This is a genomic window from Spirosoma oryzicola, from assembly GCF_021233055.1.
Lineage (GTDB): Bacteria > Bacteroidota > Bacteroidia > Cytophagales > Spirosomataceae > Spirosoma > Spirosoma oryzicola.
The window spans coordinates 1776105-1793546 of the sequence record NZ_CP089538.1 but is presented as its reverse complement, the minus strand read 5'-3'; the positions used below and the strand labels follow the sequence as shown (position 1 = coordinate 1793546).

11 protein-coding genes and 1 pseudogene are annotated in these 17442 nt (G+C 50.7%); 10 read left to right on the top strand and 2 right to left on the bottom strand.

The annotated features are described in order from the left end of the window. The first annotated feature begins 50 nt into the window (after nt 1-50). Nucleotides 51-2270 carry a S9 family peptidase gene (locus tag LQ777_RS07270; RefSeq protein ID WP_425276927.1) on the top strand — a complete coding sequence of 740 codons (2220 nt, stop codon included), beginning with the start codon at nt 51-53 and terminating at the stop codon, nt 2268-2270. 10 nt (nt 2271-2280) lie between these two features. Then, the gene (locus LQ777_RS07265) at nt 2281-3921 is read left to right on the top strand and encodes a M1 family metallopeptidase (protein ID WP_232561856.1); all 1641 of its coding nucleotides are present in this window, start codon (nt 2281-2283) and stop codon (nt 3919-3921) included. Nucleotides 3922-3981: 60 nt separating this feature from the next. On the opposite strand, the gene LQ777_RS07260 is transcribed toward LQ777_RS07265, so the two are convergent. Continuing rightward, nucleotides 3982-4767, bottom strand: a complete 786-nt coding sequence (locus LQ777_RS07260) for a LytR/AlgR family response regulator transcription factor (protein ID WP_232561855.1) — start codon at nt 4765-4767, stop codon at nt 3982-3984. Beyond that, the gene (locus LQ777_RS07255; protein WP_232561854.1) at nt 4739-5836 is read right to left on the bottom strand and encodes a sensor histidine kinase; all 1098 of its coding nucleotides are present in this window, start codon (nt 5834-5836) and stop codon (nt 4739-4741) included. Before LQ777_RS07255 ends, LQ777_RS07260 begins: the two co-directional genes overlap by 29 nt. 273 nt (nt 5837-6109) lie before the next feature. Between LQ777_RS07255 and LQ777_RS07250 the strand changes: the two genes are divergently transcribed. The 8 genes and pseudogenes from LQ777_RS07250 to LQ777_RS07215 all read left to right on the top strand — a co-directional run bounded on the left by LQ777_RS07250 (nt 6110) and on the right by LQ777_RS07215 (nt 17362). Further along, entirely contained in the window at nt 6110-7564 is a 1455-nt protein-coding gene (locus LQ777_RS07250; protein ID WP_232561853.1) for a S41 family peptidase, read from the top strand. 344 nt (nt 7565-7908) lie between these two features. Next, on the top strand, nt 7909-9000 hold the full coding sequence (locus LQ777_RS07245) for a Kelch repeat-containing protein (protein WP_232561852.1): 1092 nt from the start codon (nt 7909-7911) through the stop codon (nt 8998-9000). A gap of 3 nt (nt 9001-9003) precedes the next feature. Beyond that, nucleotides 9004-9369, top strand: a complete 366-nt coding sequence (locus tag LQ777_RS07240; RefSeq protein WP_232561851.1) for a DUF4907 domain-containing protein — start codon at nt 9004-9006, stop codon at nt 9367-9369. 5 nt (nt 9370-9374) lie between these two features. After that, a complete protein-coding gene (locus LQ777_RS07235) occupies nt 9375-10721 on the top strand; it encodes a DUF4270 family protein (RefSeq protein ID WP_232561850.1) in 1347 nt (448 codons plus the stop codon). 178 nt (nt 10722-10899) lie between these two features. Then, nucleotides 10900-13496 (top strand): annotated as a pseudogene (locus LQ777_RS07230) (TonB-dependent receptor). Between the two features lie 285 nt (nt 13497-13781). After that, entirely contained in the window at nt 13782-14042 is a 261-nt protein-coding gene (locus LQ777_RS07225) for a hypothetical protein (protein WP_232561849.1), read from the top strand. A gap of 20 nt (nt 14043-14062) precedes the next feature. Further along, complete coding sequence (locus LQ777_RS07220) at nt 14063-14473, top strand: SpoIIAA family protein (RefSeq protein ID WP_232561848.1); 411 nt, start codon at nt 14063-14065, stop codon at nt 14471-14473. A gap of 486 nt (nt 14474-14959) precedes the next feature. Further along, a complete protein-coding gene (locus LQ777_RS07215) occupies nt 14960-17362 on the top strand; it encodes a T9SS type B sorting domain-containing protein (protein ID WP_232561847.1) in 2403 nt (800 codons plus the stop codon). Nucleotides 17363-17442 lie beyond the last annotated feature (80 nt).

The window sequence follows — 17442 nt, the reverse complement described above, 5'->3', positions numbered from 1 at the left end:
GACTAAATTTAATGTAACTTTACTAACTAACCGAAACTAGCTACATTTTTGTGACTTCATCACCCTTGTCAGTCCGCCATGCTTTGTTGACCGCGTGGCTTGGTTTTTCGCTCACGCTTACGCTTGCTCAGGTTCCCGGGCGCCAAACGCACTGGTCGGCAGATGGCAATGCCTACGCTTCTCTGGATCAGGGAAACTTAGTGGCAACGGATATTCGTACGGGTCGAAAGACGACGCTACTTACCAAAGACAAATTTCAAGTACCCGTCTCTAATCGGCAGCTCGACGTTGTCGATTTTGCGTTCACACCCGACAGCAGCCAGCTACTGATTTTCACCAATACAGCCCGTGTCTGGCGTTACAACACGCGGGGTGATTACTACCTTATTGACCGAAAAACCGGTCAGCAACGACAGTTGGGAGCTGGTTCCGGGGCTTCGGCTTTACCGGCGCAGTCGCTGATGTACGCAAAATTCTCCCCCGACGGTAAGAAAGTAGCTTACGTCAGTGAGCATAATCTGTACGCAGAGGATGTAGCGACCGGGCAACGCACCCAACTCACGACCGACGGCACTCGCAAACGCATCAACGGTACATTTGACTGGGCCTACGAAGAAGAATTTGATTGCCGCGACGGATTCCGGTGGAGTCCCGACAGCAAACGCATTGCCTACTGGCAGGTCGATGCGACCAAAATCCGGGATTACCTCATGCTCAACACGACGGATTCAATTTATTCGTACGTGATTCCGGTTGAATACCCAAAAGTTGGCGAGAGCCCCTCCCCTGCCCGCATCGGTATCGTGGCCGCGACGGGTGGAGCCACGAATTGGCTTACCATTCCGGGAGATCCACAGCAGCATTACCTCGTCCGGATGGAGTGGTTTCCAACAACCGACGCAGTGATTGTACAGCAGTTGAACCGGAAGCAGAACGAAAGCAAGTTGTTTATCTGCAATCCAAGCAACGGCTCCGCGAACCTTATTGTGACCGAAACCGACAAAGCCTGGATCGACGGGAAAGACCGATGGAGTCCGAGCGGACCAGCGGGCTGGGAATGGCTTAATGGTGGAAAGGCGTTCGTCTGGGTATCCGAAAAAGATGGCTGGCGGCATATCTACCGCGTCAGCGCCGACGGCAAGCAGGAAGTACTGCTCACGCCCGGTTCGTACGACATCGCGTCCATCAACCACATCGACGAAGCAACAAACCAGATTTACTTTATTGCCTCGCCCCAAAATACGAACCAGCGGTACCTGTACCGCACCCGGCTCGATGGTAAAGGTAAAGCCGAGCGCGTTACCCCGGCGGGACTGGCAGGCACCCACGGTTACACGATTTCGCCCAATGGCCGACTGGCCATGCACACGTTCACGAACTATCAGACGCTACCGGCCCGCGAATGGATTAGCCTGCCCGACCATAAACCCGTAAACGAAGCCGAAAGCATTGCCGCTCGCAGCAAACCCGTTGCCAAACCGAACGTCAGCTTTTTTAAAGTAACGACCGACGACGGTATCACGCTGGACGGCTGGATGGCAAAACCTACCGATTTTGACAGCACCAAAAAATACCCGGTTGTTTTTCACGTGTACGGCGAACCGGCCAGCAGCACGGTCAACGATGTTTTTTCGGTTGGCATGAATAATCTGTTTGCGGGCGATATGGCCAAAGCGGGTTATGTGTACGTAGCGCTCGACAACCGAGGAACCCCGAACCTGAAAGGGGCTGCCTGGCGGAAAGCCATTTACCGGCAGATCGGTCGCATCAACGTCCGCGATCAGGCGATGGGCGCTAAAAAGCTATTCTCTCAACACGCGTATCTCGATACAAGCCGCGTGGCGGTTTGGGGCTGGAGCGGTGGTGGTTCTACGACATTGCACTTATTGTTCCAATATCCCGACATTTATAAAACCGGCATTTCCATTGCCGCCGTTGGCAACCAGCTGTTTTACGACAATATTTACCAGGAACGCTACATGGGTTTGCCGCAGGAAAATCGCGAGGATTTCGTGGCGGGTTCGCCCATCACCTACGCTAAGAACCTGAAGGGCAACCTACTGTATATTCACGGCACCGGTGACGATAACGTACACTACTCCAATGCGGAAGTACTGATCAACGAACTGGTTAAACACAACAAGCAGTTTCAGGTGATGCCTTATCCAAACCGAACACACAGTATTTCGGAAGGACCGGGCACCTCGCAGCATCTGCGCACGCTGTACACCAATTACCTATTGCAACACTGCCCTCCGGGCCCTCGATGAGTGCTTATCTATGAGCCGGTTAAAACTAATTTTGCTGTTTATCGCGCTACCGCTTCTCGCATCGGCGCAAACGTACGAATTCACGCACGACGACACGTTGCGCGGCTCAATCACGCCTGAACGGGCCTGGTGGGATCTGACTTTTTACCACCTCAAGGTACGCGTCCAGCCAACCGATAGCACGCTCAGCGGTTCGACAACCATTCGCTACCGCGTTCTGAAAGCGGGCCAATCTATGCAGGTTGATTTGCAACGGCCTCTACGGGTCGTTAAAGTGGAACAGGACGGCGAGTCGCTTAAATTTCGGCAGGATGGCAATGCGTATTTCGTTAGCTTGACCAAGCTACAGCAACCCGGTCAGACCGAATCGGTAACGGTTTATTACGCCGGAAAACCACGCGTAGCCAAGCGCCCACCCTGGGATGGTGGCATGGTGTGGTCGCGGGACAAATCAGGCAACTGGTTTATTGCAACAGCTTGTCAGGGATTGGGAGCCAGCGCCTGGTGGCCTTGCAAAGATCATATGTACGACGAACCCGATTCGATGGCTATCAGCGTGACAGTTCCCGAAGGCTTAACTGACGTTTCGAACGGACGGCTGCGGAAAGTAACCACGAACACAGATCACACCCAGACGTTTGACTGGTACGTGACTAACCCAATCAACAACTACGGCGTCAATCTGAACATCGGCAAATACGAACACTGGGGCGAGCAGTACGCGGGCGAAAAAGGTCCGCTTTCGATTGATTTCTACGCCCTGCGCGACGATGTGGATTCAGCCCGCAGGCAGTTCAAACAGGTCGAGAAGATGATGAAAGCGTTTGAATACTGGTTCGGACCATACCCGTTCTACGAGGATGGCTATAAACTGGTACAGACACCTTATCTGGGTATGGAGCACCAAAGTTCGGTGACGTACGGTAATAAATTCCGCAATGGTTACCTGGGCCGCGATCTGTCTAAAACGGGCTGGGGCCTTCTCTGGGATTTTATCATCGTCCACGAATCAGGTCACGAATGGTTCGCCAATAACATTACCTACAAGGACGTAGCCGACATGTGGATTCACGAGAGTTTTACGAACTATTCCGAGAATCTGTTTACCGAATACTATTACGGCAAAGATGCGGGCGCTCAGTACGTAATCGGCTGCCGCGACAATATTCGCAACGACCGGCCTATCATCGGCACGTACAACGTCAACCACAGCGGGTCGGGCGATATGTATTACAAAGGTGGCAACATGCTGCATACCATTCGGCAGCTCGTTAATGACGATGACAAATGGCGGCAACTCCTGCGAGGCATGAACAAAACGTTTTATCATCAGACTGTTACGACCAAGCAGATCGAGGATTTCATGAGTCAGCAGACGGGTATCAACCTCAAGCCGGTGTTCGATCAATACCTGCGCGATACCCGGATTCCCGTGCTTGAATATCGTCCGGTAGCTGGTGGACTTCAGTATCGCTGGACCAATTGCGTGGCGGGTTTTGCCATGCCTGTGCGTGTGTGTCTGGACGAAGCAGGACCATACAAGCAGCTGACGCCAACTGCGCAGTGGAAAACCCTACCCGCTAAAGGCGCAACAACATTGACCCCTGACGCAAACTATTATGTATTGAGTAAGTTGGCGAACAGTTTGTAAAACTACGGTCACGGCAATCAATGGGCTACCGGCCAGTTGGTTGCCAACGAACCAATGCATTTAGTCCGCCCGGTATTTCCGTTCGAACTCATCGACGTAACTGCTGCCAACGGGAATTTCCTGCTTATCGATGAATAGCTTGGTCCGCTGGAATGAACTGATCTTTGCCAGGGGCACGATGAATGATTTATGTACCCGACAAAAGTCCTCGACGGGAAGTTTAGCTTCGATTGCCTTAAGCGTCAATCGACTCAGGTAAGGCTTGGGCTGCGAAGTGACGTAGATTTTCACGTAATCCCCTAGCCCCTCGATGTAAAGTACGTCATCGTAGACTATTTTGATCTCCCGGTATTCGGAAAAAATAAAAAAGTGCGTCCGCTCGGGCGAGACACTCACCGGACTAGCTGCTGGTATAGGCATCAGTACCGGCGAGTCGGGCTGGCGCAGTTTAAAAAGTTCATACGCTTTATTAACCGCTTTCAGAAACCGCTCGAACGGAATTGGTTTGAGTAAATAATCGACAACCGACAACTCGTACCCTTCCAGGGCATATTGCTCATAGGCCGTTGTTAAGATCACCATTGGCGGGCGCGGGAGTGTGCGCAGAAACTGGATACCCGTCAGTGTCGGCATCTGAATGTCTAAAAACAGCAGATCGACGGAGCCAGCATCAGACGGATTCGACTCTTTGGACTGATTCGATTCGGCCTGCAACACCGCCCAAGCGTCGAGCGGACTGGCGAACTGCCCCACCAGGTCAAGAAAAGGTACTTTTCGGATGTCATCGGCCAGAATTTCCAGCGCAAACGGCTCATCGTCAATAGCGATGCAACGCAACTTTCTCATGGTGAAGATCTAAGGTCAAAACAACCCGAAACACGTTCTGTTCATGGGTCAGTTGTAGCGTATGGTGTCCGGGATAATGCAATGCTAAGCGTTGTTTTATATTGACAATACCGATTCCTGAATCCTCGCCCGGTTGTGTCAGTGGTTCAACGGCCGCGGTTGAAGCGTCCGCCGGGTTTTCGGTGCAGAATATCAGTTTGTTGCCCGTCACCCGTAAGTCAATCTGAATGTAACCCGCTTTCTGACCATGAAAACCGTGCTTGAAAGCATTTTCGACGAACGGGATGAACAGCAACGGCTCAATTGAGTACGCATCAACATTCCCCTCACAATTAAACGTAACCGAGTGATTGTCCGTCAAACGCATCTTTTGCAGATCAATGTAGTGCTGAAGATGCTGTACCTCCTGACGTAACGGCACCCTGTCCTGCCGGGCCTGGTAAATCATGTAGCGCAGAAGCTGCGCCAAAGCGACTACGGCCACTTCAGTCTGATCCGATTTCTGCCGCGCCAGCCACCGGATGTTGTTCAGCGTATTGAACAGAAAGTGCGGGCTAACCTGTAATTTAAGCATCGCCAGTTCAGCCGAAACCTTTTCGAGCACCGTCTGCTGCTGTTCTTCACGGGCTTTGGCATGATAGCGAAAAACCGCCATCAATGAGCTAACCAAGATAGCGAAACTAAACGAAATGCTTGTACTAAGCATAAAAGGCCAGGGCGTCTTAGGCCCGTGCGCGCGCACTTCGGCGTTCGGATCTTTTGTCACAAAAGAGGGTGGGAACAGATAATAACAGGCCAGTTTTACCAGAACGACGGTCAATAGCATACCCATCAGCACAACCAGAAACGGTTTGGTATCCTGATCCCGAAGCAACCTTGGCGTTAGCGTACGCAGATTGATGTAAAAGAACGTGATAATGAAGGCACTGGTCAAAAGCTGAGCCATGCCAATGCTGATCAGGTCCTGTCTATTCCAGACAAAATCGGGTAACGTCAGGAAAGGAAGTCCGATAAAAACTGCCCAGCCGATTATGTGCAACCAAACCTGATAACGCTCGATGAATTTCATACGGCAGCAAAATACACAACTTCACCAGCAAGCCGAGTTACGGTCAGGTCATCTGACGACGTAAATCCATTATATAGAGACATCCAGCGAAATTAAAAAGTCATTATACTAATTTATTAACTCGTTGACACTGTGATGGGTTTCGTCGGCACAATTCGCTTTATGCCGACACTTAACACCAGCCTGCAACAAACCGGCGGGTACCAACGTACTTGAATACAGAAGAATGCTACTAGTCATCTTATCATACAGACTTAGTCGATAACTTTTGTTATGATCAACGTATTTAATAATCAGCCTGTTTGGCAGAAATCCGGTTTGTGGCTACTGGCCGGTTTCCTCTTAACCTTGTCGTCGTGTCACAAAGAAGCAGACGATGTCAGCCCAAAAACGGCAGCCACCTCAAACCAGAACGGAACTGTAGACAACTGGATTCTGGAAAACATGCGCGATGTGTATTACTGGAACGATAAAATTCCCGCAAACCCAGATACAACGCTGGCTCCCTCCGACTTTTTTGATTCGATTCTTTACAAGTTTGACGAGACGCTGCGGCCCGATGGTGACCGGTTTTCCTGGATTCAGGAAAGTGCCGATGACCTGACAGCTTCCTTAAGCGGCCAGACCAAAACCACCGGTATGGAGTTTACGCTTTACCTACGTTCTTCCGGCTCTACGGATGTCATTGCCCAGGTGCTCTACGTGCTGCCTAACTCGCCGGCGGCCCAGGCGGGTTTGAAACGCGGTGACATTATCAGCAAAGTGAACGGGCAATCGATTACAACGACCAACTACGAGTCGTTACTATTCAGTGATGCATCGACGTATACGTATGGCTTGGCGCAGCTTAACAACCAGTCGCTGGTCGATACCGATGTAACAAAAACGGTCAATACGGCGGTGTACCAGGAGAATCCGGTATTTCTGGACTCGGTCTACACCATCGGCAGCAAAACCATTGGCTATCTGGTTTACAATCAGTTTGTTCCTGCTCCGAACGGCAGTCAGGGAACGGAATATGACAACCAAGTAGATGCCATTTTTAGCAAGTTCAAATCGAAGGGTGTGAACGAGTTGGTGCTTGATCTCCGCTACAATCCCGGCGGTTATACGTCGTCGTCAGCTAACCTGGCCAGCCTCATCGGAAAAGGTGTCGATGCCAGCAAGCTTTATTTCCGGCAAGAGTGGAATGCAACGCTTACGCCTTATTTGCAGAAAGAGTACGGCAGCGATTTCTTCCTGCAAAAATTCAGCACAAAAGCGCAAAATATCGGAGGTAACCTTTCACGCGTATTTGTGCTGACCACCGACCACACCGCTTCGGCCAGCGAACTGATCATCAACGGCCTTCGTCCTTATATGACCGTTACAACGATTGGTACGACGACCTATGGCAAGAATGTTGGCTCCATTACAATCACCGACGATTCGGGCAAGATCAAGTGGGGTATGCAACCGATTGTGTTTAAATCGTACAATAGCCTGGGCCAATCCGACTACGCAACGGGCTTTAAACCGTCGGTCGAAGTCGAAGAACCGATCACGCTGTATCCGCTCGGTGACACCCGCGATGCGCTGCTGGGCACAGCCATTGGTCAGATTACGGGCACAGTTGCTAGCAGTCGGGTGGGCGCTACCCAGAACTCACTTAAAGCACTAGGTTCCTCGATTCAGCGTAAAGCAGGGGGCAGCCAGATGATCCGCCCGCTAAAGCATTTCAATTTGTAAAATACACCTCTCGCCAAGCGCGTCCTGATAGGTCTGTATAGACGTACCAGGACGCGCTTGAATGCGTTAACAGGGTGATTTTGCCGCCAAAGTTTCCATTACTCCGTGATAATTAAGAATTTTTATGAATCGGACTCGTTAGTAAGTAAGACTAGTTTGGCGTAATTTTGCAAAACGCAATTGAGTCATTAACCCACACGGAGCAGCATAAGAAGACAATTTATTGACAACGCGTCGGTATCTTCTGTTTCATCGCTTTAACTTGGTCATTGGCTCAAGAGCATCGTACTTAACTCAAATTGGTATAATTTTACGGTTCAGTTCTTTCGTTTACGCTATCTTTCATGATTAATTTACCAAACCGATTTCGTTCGGCAACTGGGTTTCTGCCGAAGTCTAAATCCCAAACGACTTCCCTTCCACAAGCAGATCAGGATACTAAAACTCACCGTCGCTCGCAGCTCATCAACTGGGCATTAGGACTTGTTTGTATAGGTTGGGCTGGTGCGCTCGTTGGTTGTGGCAGCTCAGAAACGGCTACTACATTGGGTGACTGGAGAACACGTTCGTCGCTCGAAGGACCTGCTCGCTCGGCGGCTACCGGTTTTGTTATCGGTAACTTTGGCTACGTAGGAACCGGCTTTGATGCGTCGAACAACCGTCTGAAGGATTTCTGGGCTTACGACCAGACGAAGAACAGCTGGGCGCAAATCGCTGACTTCGGTGGCGTTGGTCGTGTGTACGCGGTAGGCTTCTCTATTGGTGCCAAAGGATATGTTGGTACAGGTATTGACGCAAACAGTGTGCGGCTGAAAGATTTCTGGGAATACGATCAGGCGTCGAACGCCTGGAAAAAAGCCGCTGACTTTGGCGGAACAGCGCGTCAGCAGGCGGTTGCCTTCGCCGTTGGCAACAAAGGGTACATCGGTACTGGCTTTGACGGCAACTACCTGAAAGATTTCTGGTCGTTTGATCCATCGAAGAACACCTGGACGAAAGTTACCAGCTACAGCGGTGAAAAACGGCAAGGCGCAGTTGCGATCGTGCTTAACGGACTGGCGTATGTCGGCACAGGCAACAACAACAATACGGCTCAGCGTGATTGGTACGCGTATGATCCGGCTCAGGATGCCTGGGTAGAAAAAACGCAGTTCTCGACCGACCAATCGACGCTTCCCCGGAGTTCTGCGGTTGGTTTTGCGATCAACAATCTTGGCTACATCACAACGGGTGATGCGAGCAGCACAACGGTTTGGCAGTACAACCCGGCAAGTGACAGCTGGACTACGCTGGGTAACTTCGAAGGCGCTACGCGTGTCAACGCGGTTGGCTTTGCAATCGGCGGAAAAGGCTACGTAACCACGGGTGGCGTTGGTACGGGTCGTTATGACGATCTGTGGGAGTTCGATCCAACGATAGCGCAGGTCACGGAATAATCAATGTCCACAGCGAAGCCAAGCCGATCACAGCAACGAACCCCTCGTTCAGGGTTCATTCGTACAGGACTACTGTTGATCATACTGGGTCTGGCCTTGATAACCGGATATCTGTTTTACAGCCGCCAGCCTCATTACCGAGTTGAGGTGTTCAAAGCACCGAATGGCTGGGGGTATGACATAGTGAATAACGGCAAAGCATTCATTCATCAGCCAACCATACCGGGCGTTCCTGGTATGGTTGGCTTTGCCAACGAAGACCAAGCTCGGCGGGTTGGCGAACGAGCCGTCGAGAAGTTAGAACGAGACAAAGAGCTGCCAACTCTTACTCATGACGAATTGCGCCAGTTAGGCGTTAACATTCCCTGATTTTTATGATGCGTACTCTTTGGTACGCCGGTTTGCTGCTGCTGACCGGTTTTATAGTTGTTGCCTGCCAATCGGGTGATCTTAACGTTGGGCAGTCGGTCATTAATCCACAGGGATTATTGGTTCAACCTATTGATACGATAACGGTTCAGGCCTCTACCGTACTGAGGGTGGATTCTTTTGCTACGTCTAGCAGCGGGGCGCTTGTCGTAGGTCAGTGGACGGACGCTCAAACGGGGCAGATGACAGCGAAGAGCTTTGCCTCGCTGAACTACGTATCCAATTCGCTGGCTTCACTAACGAATATTCAGCTGGATTCCGTGGTGTTGGAACTTGGTGTTGCTTTTACCTACGGCGATACGACAAATACCTTTGCATTAAATGTCCATCGGTTGACCCGACCGCTTGTCAGTGAACGAACGTATTATACCACCAGTACTGCCGATTACGAAACCAAGCCTTTTTTGCAGACAACGATTGGTCCGCAATCCGTAACGGGTACTTCCGTCATTCGGCTTCGCTTTCCGGATGCATTGGCTCAATCGTTTTATTCTAAAATAGTTTCAGGCGAGATAAATGACGAGACAACTTTGGCAAATTATATACCAGGGTTTGCGTTTGTCACTCCGTCAACTACGAACTGTTTCAGAGGTATTCTTAACTCCCGGAATTCCGCAGCTACCGGTATTCGGCTTTATTACCACTCCACGGAACCAACATCCACAGGAACGGCTCCAGCCAGTCAAAACATTTTGTTTACGACGAACTCGGTCTATTTCACCCAGTTGAGTAATAATCGTACAGGAACGCCACTTAGCGCCCTGCGCAGTCGCTCGGATGCGGTAAGCAGTCGTTTAACCGATAACACCTCGTTTATCTCCTGGGGAGCCGGTTTGCAGACGCGTATTGAACTCCCGTATATTAACCAGTTTGCGCTACCCGCCAACTATGCAGGCATCAATAGTGCCGTTCTGGTTGTTAGTCCGGTTCGCAATAGCCTGCGCGATAATGCGGCTCCGTTCACGACACTGGCTTTATACGAAATAAACAGCCAGAATGAGATTATTACAGCCGTTCCCGGAGCGGCTTCGGGACTGGCAGCAGCCACGGCCAACTACATTTACGACCAGAGCCAGTTGACGTTGAATGATACATATACGTTCGACGTAACATACTATATGAATCAGTTGATTCGAGGTAGAGTACCGAACCGACCCTTATTATTGACGTTTTCCCCTGATCCTCAAAACGGCTTATCGCTGCAAAACCTGATTCAGCGAGTCACGTTAGGCAACCAGCAGCGGCCAAACGATCAGATGAAGGTACAGTTGTATCTGACGTCGGGTTTGTAAGCGCCAACGTTTTTTTACTTATCAAAGGTCAGCAAGCTTTACAGTTGCTGGCCTTTGTGTTTTTACCAAACCCGGTTCTTACCTCTTCTTCGTCGGCACATTTTGGGTCTGTCTCGGCACTCGTTTTTAGCTGCTTCGATTGCTTGCTTTTTTTGTCTTGTTGATAACGAAAACAAGCATGTTGCGCACTTACACTCACCTTCTTCTGGTTTGTACCGGCTTATTAATCTCTTCCCTGAGTCTGGCTCAAATGGGGCCAGGGCCAGGCGGTCCTCCGCCCGGTGGCGGGTTTGGCAATCAGGAAGAACGCCAGCGAAAGACGTTTGGGAGCGACGACAATGCAACCGATGCTCAACAGCCACGGGGTAATGGCAAAATCTCGGGAATTCTACTAGACTCCGTTACCAGTAAACCCGTCGAGTATGCCACCGTTGCGCTGCTGAACGCCAAAACTGGCAAACCCATTGACGGGACAACCAGCGATGACAAAGGACATTTCGCGCTCACGAAACTGGCTCCCGGCGACTACCGGCTTCAATACTCATTCATTGGCTACAAATCGATTGAATCGGCGCTCCTATCCGTAAAGCGGGGATCTGACCTCAGCGTAGGATCGGTGGCCTTACCCGCCGACACCAAGACGCTTGGTGAAGTAGAGGTTGTTGGTCAGAAAGCGCTATTGGAAGAAAAGGTGGATCGGCTCGTCTATAACGCAGAAAAAGACCTGACTGCTAAAGGGGGCGACGCAACCGATATTCTCAAAAAAGTCCCGATGTTATCGGTTGATCTCGACGGCAATGTATCGCTACGGGGTAGTCAGAACATTCGGGTGCTCATCAACAACAAGCCCAGTACCATTGTCGCCAGCAGCGTAGCCGATGCCTTAAAGCAATTACCCGCCGACATGATCAAAACGGTGGAAGTGATTACATCGCCCTCCGCCAAATACGACGCCGAAGGAGCAGGTGGTATCATCAACATCGTAACGAAGAAAAATACGCTACACGGTCTTACACTTAACGTCGATGCAGGTGCGGGCATTCGTGGCTCAAACCTGGGACTGAACGGTTCGTACAGACAGGGAAAGTTAGGCATTAGTTTAAGCGGCTTCGGGCGAGCTATGTACAACCGGGCAACATCGAGCCTGAACCAGACAACGGTTGTTGATGGCCGGTCGATTCGCTCCAATCAGGAAGCCTCCGCTTATGATAAGCCTTTGTTTGGTCAGTACACGCTGGGCTTTGATTACGACATTGCAAAGAACCAATCGCTGACGGCCAACATTCGGTACGGAACGCGCAATTTCGTACAGGAGCAAAATCAGTTGACGAATCTGTTTACCGATGGCATCCTGACGGGAATAACGAACCGCAACGTAGATCGCAAAGATCTGTCGAACACCGTAGACATGAACGTGGATTACGTCCGGCAGTTTAAGCCTCAACAGGAATGGTCGATCTCAACGCAATACAGCCGTACTAACCTGACCAATAACTTCTACGCCGACTTGTTTGGCCAAGCGGGTGAATTAACCAATCGGCAGCGCAACATAAACGGCAACGTCAATCAGGAAACGACGGTTCAGACCGATTACCAAACCCCGATCGGGAAAAGTCAGCTGCTCGAATTTGGCGCAAAAGGAATTATGCGGCAGGTAAACAGCAACTATGAATACCAGGTAGCTACCGGCTCGTCGGACCGGTTTACTCTTGACCCGAACAATCCGGCGGGTTCGCTCAACTACCAGCAAATGATTGGCGCGGGTTATGTGTCGTACACCTTTGTCACCCGAAATAAATATTCGTTTAAGGTAGGTACCCGCTACGAGCACACCAGTATTACGGCCAAAACAGGTGAGAATGTAGCCTTACCGATTCCGGCCTACAGCAATCTGGTACCGAGCGTCAACGTATCCAAAACCGTCAAGGGAACGACGATAAAAGCGGGATACAACCGGCGAATCCAACGTCCCGGTCTGCAACAGTTGAACCCCAACTTCAACGCGGCTAACCCCCAGAATATCATGGTCGGGAATCCCTTGCTCAGTCCTGAACTAACCGACAATGTGGAGCTAAGTATGGGTACAAATATCAGGAAGACCTACCTAAATGTCGCCCTGTTCGGTCGGTTGACCAACAACGCCATCACGCAGATTCGTCTGCCGTCGGACACGCTGGCCGGTGCAATCATCACGACCTTTCAGAACATCGGCATTCAGCGCACAACCGGTGCCAACGTATTTGCCAACGTCAACATCACCCCCAAATGGAGCGTAAACGGTGGTTTCGACGGTTACTACATGTACATGCAGGGCATGGCGCAGACGGCAAATCCGTTACGATCACGAATACGGGTTTCAGCCTGGGCGGGCGACTAATGAGTCAGCTTCAACTAAATAAAGGATGGAGCGCTCAGGTATTCAGTTTCTTTCGGGGGCCGATGCCGCAGCTACAGGGTCAGATGGGGAGTATGTACATGTACTCGCTCGGTATCCGAAAAGACATGAACAATAAGCGGGGCAGTATTGGTCTGGCCGCCGAAAACTTTGCTGGGCAAGGTGTTCAGATGCGTTCGGAGTTTAATTCACCACAACTGTCGCAGGTAAGCGTTATGCGGTTAATCAACCGGAACGTAAAAGTGACGTTTACGTATCGTATTGGCAAAATGACGTTCGAAGCCCCTCGTAAAAAAGGCCGGTCGGTCAATAACGACGATGTAAAAGGCGAAGGCGGTGGCGACAGCGGAGGTGGGTCTCCGGCAGGTACCAAAAACTAAATGTCGCTACAATTCGGCTCTTTCTCGACACATGCGTTGATCATTGCAACGGGCCTTCGTCCAATCACGTATTCATTCTTACAAGCAGCGTGTTAATCGGTTGCCATCGTCGCTGTACGCTACGACCACAGCTTACGGCGACGAGGCAGCACTTTTTTCAACGACTGCGGGATCGTTAAAAGACCTTAAAAGCAGCCTAGCCCCCTCAAAAACCCATATCAGATGCGAAAGATGTACGTTACTTCTTAAACCGAGAAACAGCGGCCAAACTGAATAAGCCAGAAGATGCAACGTCCATCCATCAACCAGGAAGCCAACCGAAATACGCCCTCTGCGCAATCCCTGCAATCCCTCCTCTCGCAGTCAGATGACGAGTTTTACGGCAGTCTGCAACGCATCTGGAACAATGTGGTGCAACTCGAAGATATGGGGCTTATCCACGATAACAACGATAAATACATGTACGCCTACCGGTTTGCCGAAGTCGAACTGCAACGCGCATTTTCAGAAAAAGACGTCGTGTTTGTGGCCTCCCCGATTCGTTAGCTGACCTTTGCCGCAGCCCCATGAAATCCTACCAGAATGAGCACCTCACAATCGTAGTCGAATGTGGGGTGCATTTATTACAGCAACAGTGGGTGAATATCCCCTCCGGCGAAAGCTTTCGGCAAGGTTCGCAACTTACCCTATCGCTGGCCAGACATCACCAGATCAAACGCTGGCTGATTGACCTCCGGCAGCTACGTATATTTAACCCCACCGACATCCAGTGGTTTATCCAGCACTGGCTACCGAAAGCCGTCGTGTTGCTACAGCATAACGTTCGGATAGCCGTTGTCCTGAATGATGCCAACCAGTTCGGAAAGTTAGGAGCAGATTTAATACTACGCGCGTCCACAACGCTGAACGATACGCTGACAAGCCGCTATTTCACCGACACGGAGGAGGCTCGATTGTGGTTGATGCTTCCCTACTGACAATTTTAGCAGGCTTCTTCCCACTTTTTCCCCGGAACAACGCAACGAACGGTTCATTATCAACGTACTGAGCAACAGAAGAGGCTGGTGGTAAGGCCGGTCTCGTGCGTTCATCCGTAACTACCCGCACGTTGGACTTACTTACATAACCACTTACCAATTGTGACAGTAAAATCAGTTTAATGCCCAAGCAGACGGTATACTCATCGATAAGTGGTATCTTCACTAGAAGTAGACCTATCGTATAACAGTACTGTTTGATTTAAGGTTTATCACGCTACGCCACAGGTTCTTACGAAGTGGAGTTTAGGGATTTCCAGGTTATCATTAAAGCAAGCACACCTATTTTCAAAGTCATTCAAAGGCGAACCACCGACGCCTAGCAACAGTCTTCAAAGTCGATGCTTACATTCCTAAAATGGGAGTCGGCATGGTGCATAAAGTAACCGTACGTCAACGAATGAATCGCATTATCTCAACTTGCTTATGCGTACATCTACGTTTTTGGTTTTACTGGGATTTTTTACGCTTACACTTCCCCTCAGGTCAAGGGCAACGCATCAGGTTGGTGGGCAACTGGAAATGAAGGCGGTTGGCGATGTGCCTGGCCATTTTAAGGTTATCGTAACAAACTACCTGGAAGATGGTACGCAGGGTATTGCCCGGCAATCAAACACGGGCAACCTGGGTATTTTCAGAAAACGGGACAACACGTTGATGCTTTCCTTTACCGTCCGGGAATCAGCAGCGCGTCAGCGCGTCATTTACAGCAATGAGTACTGCGCAGAGATGCGTAATTTAAAATTTGTCGTTTTCACCTACGAGGGTGATATCCAACTTACGCCTTCTGCTTACACCGATTCGGAGGGTTATTACATGTCATACCAGACCCGCAACCGCAACGCGGGCATCAACAATATCAGCGATCCAAGTCAAATCGGTTTTACATTCTACCTTGAATTTCCGGCTTTACAACAAAACGGCACCGCATTCAACAACTCCTCTCCCCGCTTTGCGCCCATCAATGGCGAATACCTTTGTCTGGGCGAGCCGTTTACCTTTCCATTCAGCGCCACCGACCCCGATGGTGATGAGTTGCGTTATTCGCTCGTAACCCCGCTAGACCAGAAAGGATCTGGCAGAACGGGGCAAAACAATGCCCAGAGCATCGTTTCAGCCGGTCCCTACCCCGATGTCACCTGGTTGTCGGGTTTCAATGCGACCAATGCAATACCCGGTAGTCCGTCTCTGTCCATCAATGAACGAACGGGTCAACTCTCCGTGACCGCCAGCCAGCTAGGCTTGTTTGTTTTTGCCGTAAAAGTTGAGGAATACCGCAACGGCGTTAAGATTGGCGAGGTTCGGCGCGACTTTCAGTTCTTGGTTGTCGACTGTCCCCCATCTACCGTGCCCGATCCCACCGTTCAGCTCCAGAACCGAACCCTGGGCTTACGTGATGCAACCATTTGCCGGGGCGACTCCATAGTGATTCAGGCAACGGCGAATACAAGCTGGAACTACCAGTGGCGTCGAAACGGAATTAATCTGGCGAATGCCACGAAACCGTCGCTAACGATTCGTGAAGCGGGCGAGTATACCGTTGTCGTTTCGCAAAAAGTGGCCTGTAGCAAAACGGGCAATTCGGAGCCCGTTACCATCAGGGTTGTTGGCGCTGAGGGGAAGTTATTCGCAGGGGGTCATTTGTGCGCGACGACGGGTTCCGTTCAGATGAAGGTTGTCGGGAGTACGGATGCCGCCTACCAATGGTACCAAAACGGGCAGCCCCTTTCGGGCAAAACAGCGGATTCGATCACCGTCAGCCAGCCGGGAAATTACTGGGTCGCCCTAAAGCAACAGAGTACGGGTTGTGTAACACGAACCGATACGTTTGCTGCGAATCGGTCTCCGGCAGTACAGGCCCTTATTCAATCGGCAACGGGTTCGCAACGGCTCTGTCCCCAATCGACGATGGCACTAACGGGAAGCGGTGGGATCAGCTATAGCTGGCAAAAAGATGGACAACTGCTTTCAGGGATAACGGACCCGACTTATACGGCCACAACGGCTGGCGTTTATAGCCTCACCGCCACAGATACCTACGGATGTACGGGTACTGCGTCCGACTTTGTGCTGGAACAAATTCCTCCGGTAACAGTCACCTTGGATTCTATTGCCGATATGTGCGGTACCAACGTACCGATGGTTGCCCTACAGGGTAGTCCTCCCGGTGGCGAATACGCCGGAGTAGGCGTTGCAGAGTCTGAATTCAACGCCCAGACTGCCGGTGTTGGCAACCATGTTGTAACTTATACCGTAAAAGCAGCGCCCGAGTGCCCCGGCACAGTAGCCACCCGTAGGGCGATTGTAGCCCCGGTGCCAACGATTCAACTAACCGATTCACTGATAACTTATAAGGGAAACACCTTTACCTTCAACCCCGTTTATACCGGCAATCCGAATCAGTTTCAATGGGTATCGTCTACTTATCTGGACAACGATCATGCCGCTAATCCAACAATTACAAACATCCTGGATGACATAACGTATACCATTGCTATTCAAAACAGCAGTGGCTGCGAAGCAAAGGACACCATTCACGTTACCGTGTTTGAACGGGTTTGGGTACCTGACGCATTTACCCCCAACGGCGATGGCATGAACGATGTGTTGCGCTTGCCCGGTATTGAAGCTTTCCCGGATGCGGTTGTAACGATCTTCAACCGGTGGGGCGAAGTTGTTTACCTATCCAAAAATGGCTACAAGCAACCATTCGATGGAACGTCAAACGGTAATGCGTTACCGACAGGCGTATATCCGTACACCCTACGGCCAATTCCAAACAAACCGTCTATAGAAGGTCGTTTACTACTCCTACGCGACCACAATTAGCCTACTGGTTCAACGAGTTAGCCTATGTCGGTTCATTCACTGCAAAAAGAGGGAAGGGTCGTTTCTCCGGTTGTGAAACG

Coding starts and splice junctions, on each gene's coding strand:
- LQ777_RS07220 (WP_232561848.1), top strand. CDS start 14,063: ATGAAATCCTACCAGAATGAGCACCTCACAATCGTAGTCGAATGTGGG.
- LQ777_RS07260 (WP_232561855.1), bottom strand. CDS start 4,767: ATGAGAAAGTTGCGTTGCATCGCTATTGACGATGAGCCGTTTGCGCTG.
- LQ777_RS07250 (WP_232561853.1), top strand. CDS start 6,110: ATGATCAACGTATTTAATAATCAGCCTGTTTGGCAGAAATCCGGTTTG.
- LQ777_RS07235 (WP_232561850.1), top strand. CDS start 9,375: ATGATGCGTACTCTTTGGTACGCCGGTTTGCTGCTGCTGACCGGTTTT.
- LQ777_RS07265 (WP_232561856.1), top strand. CDS start 2,281: ATGAGCCGGTTAAAACTAATTTTGCTGTTTATCGCGCTACCGCTTCTC.
- LQ777_RS07215 (WP_232561847.1), top strand. CDS start 14,960: ATGCGTACATCTACGTTTTTGGTTTTACTGGGATTTTTTACGCTTACA.
- LQ777_RS07225 (WP_232561849.1), top strand. CDS start 13,782: ATGCAACGTCCATCCATCAACCAGGAAGCCAACCGAAATACGCCCTCT.
- LQ777_RS07245 (WP_232561852.1), top strand. CDS start 7,909: ATGATTAATTTACCAAACCGATTTCGTTCGGCAACTGGGTTTCTGCCG.
- LQ777_RS07255 (WP_232561854.1), bottom strand. CDS start 5,836: ATGAAATTCATCGAGCGTTATCAGGTTTGGTTGCACATAATCGGCTGG.
- LQ777_RS07240 (WP_232561851.1), top strand. CDS start 9,004: ATGTCCACAGCGAAGCCAAGCCGATCACAGCAACGAACCCCTCGTTCA.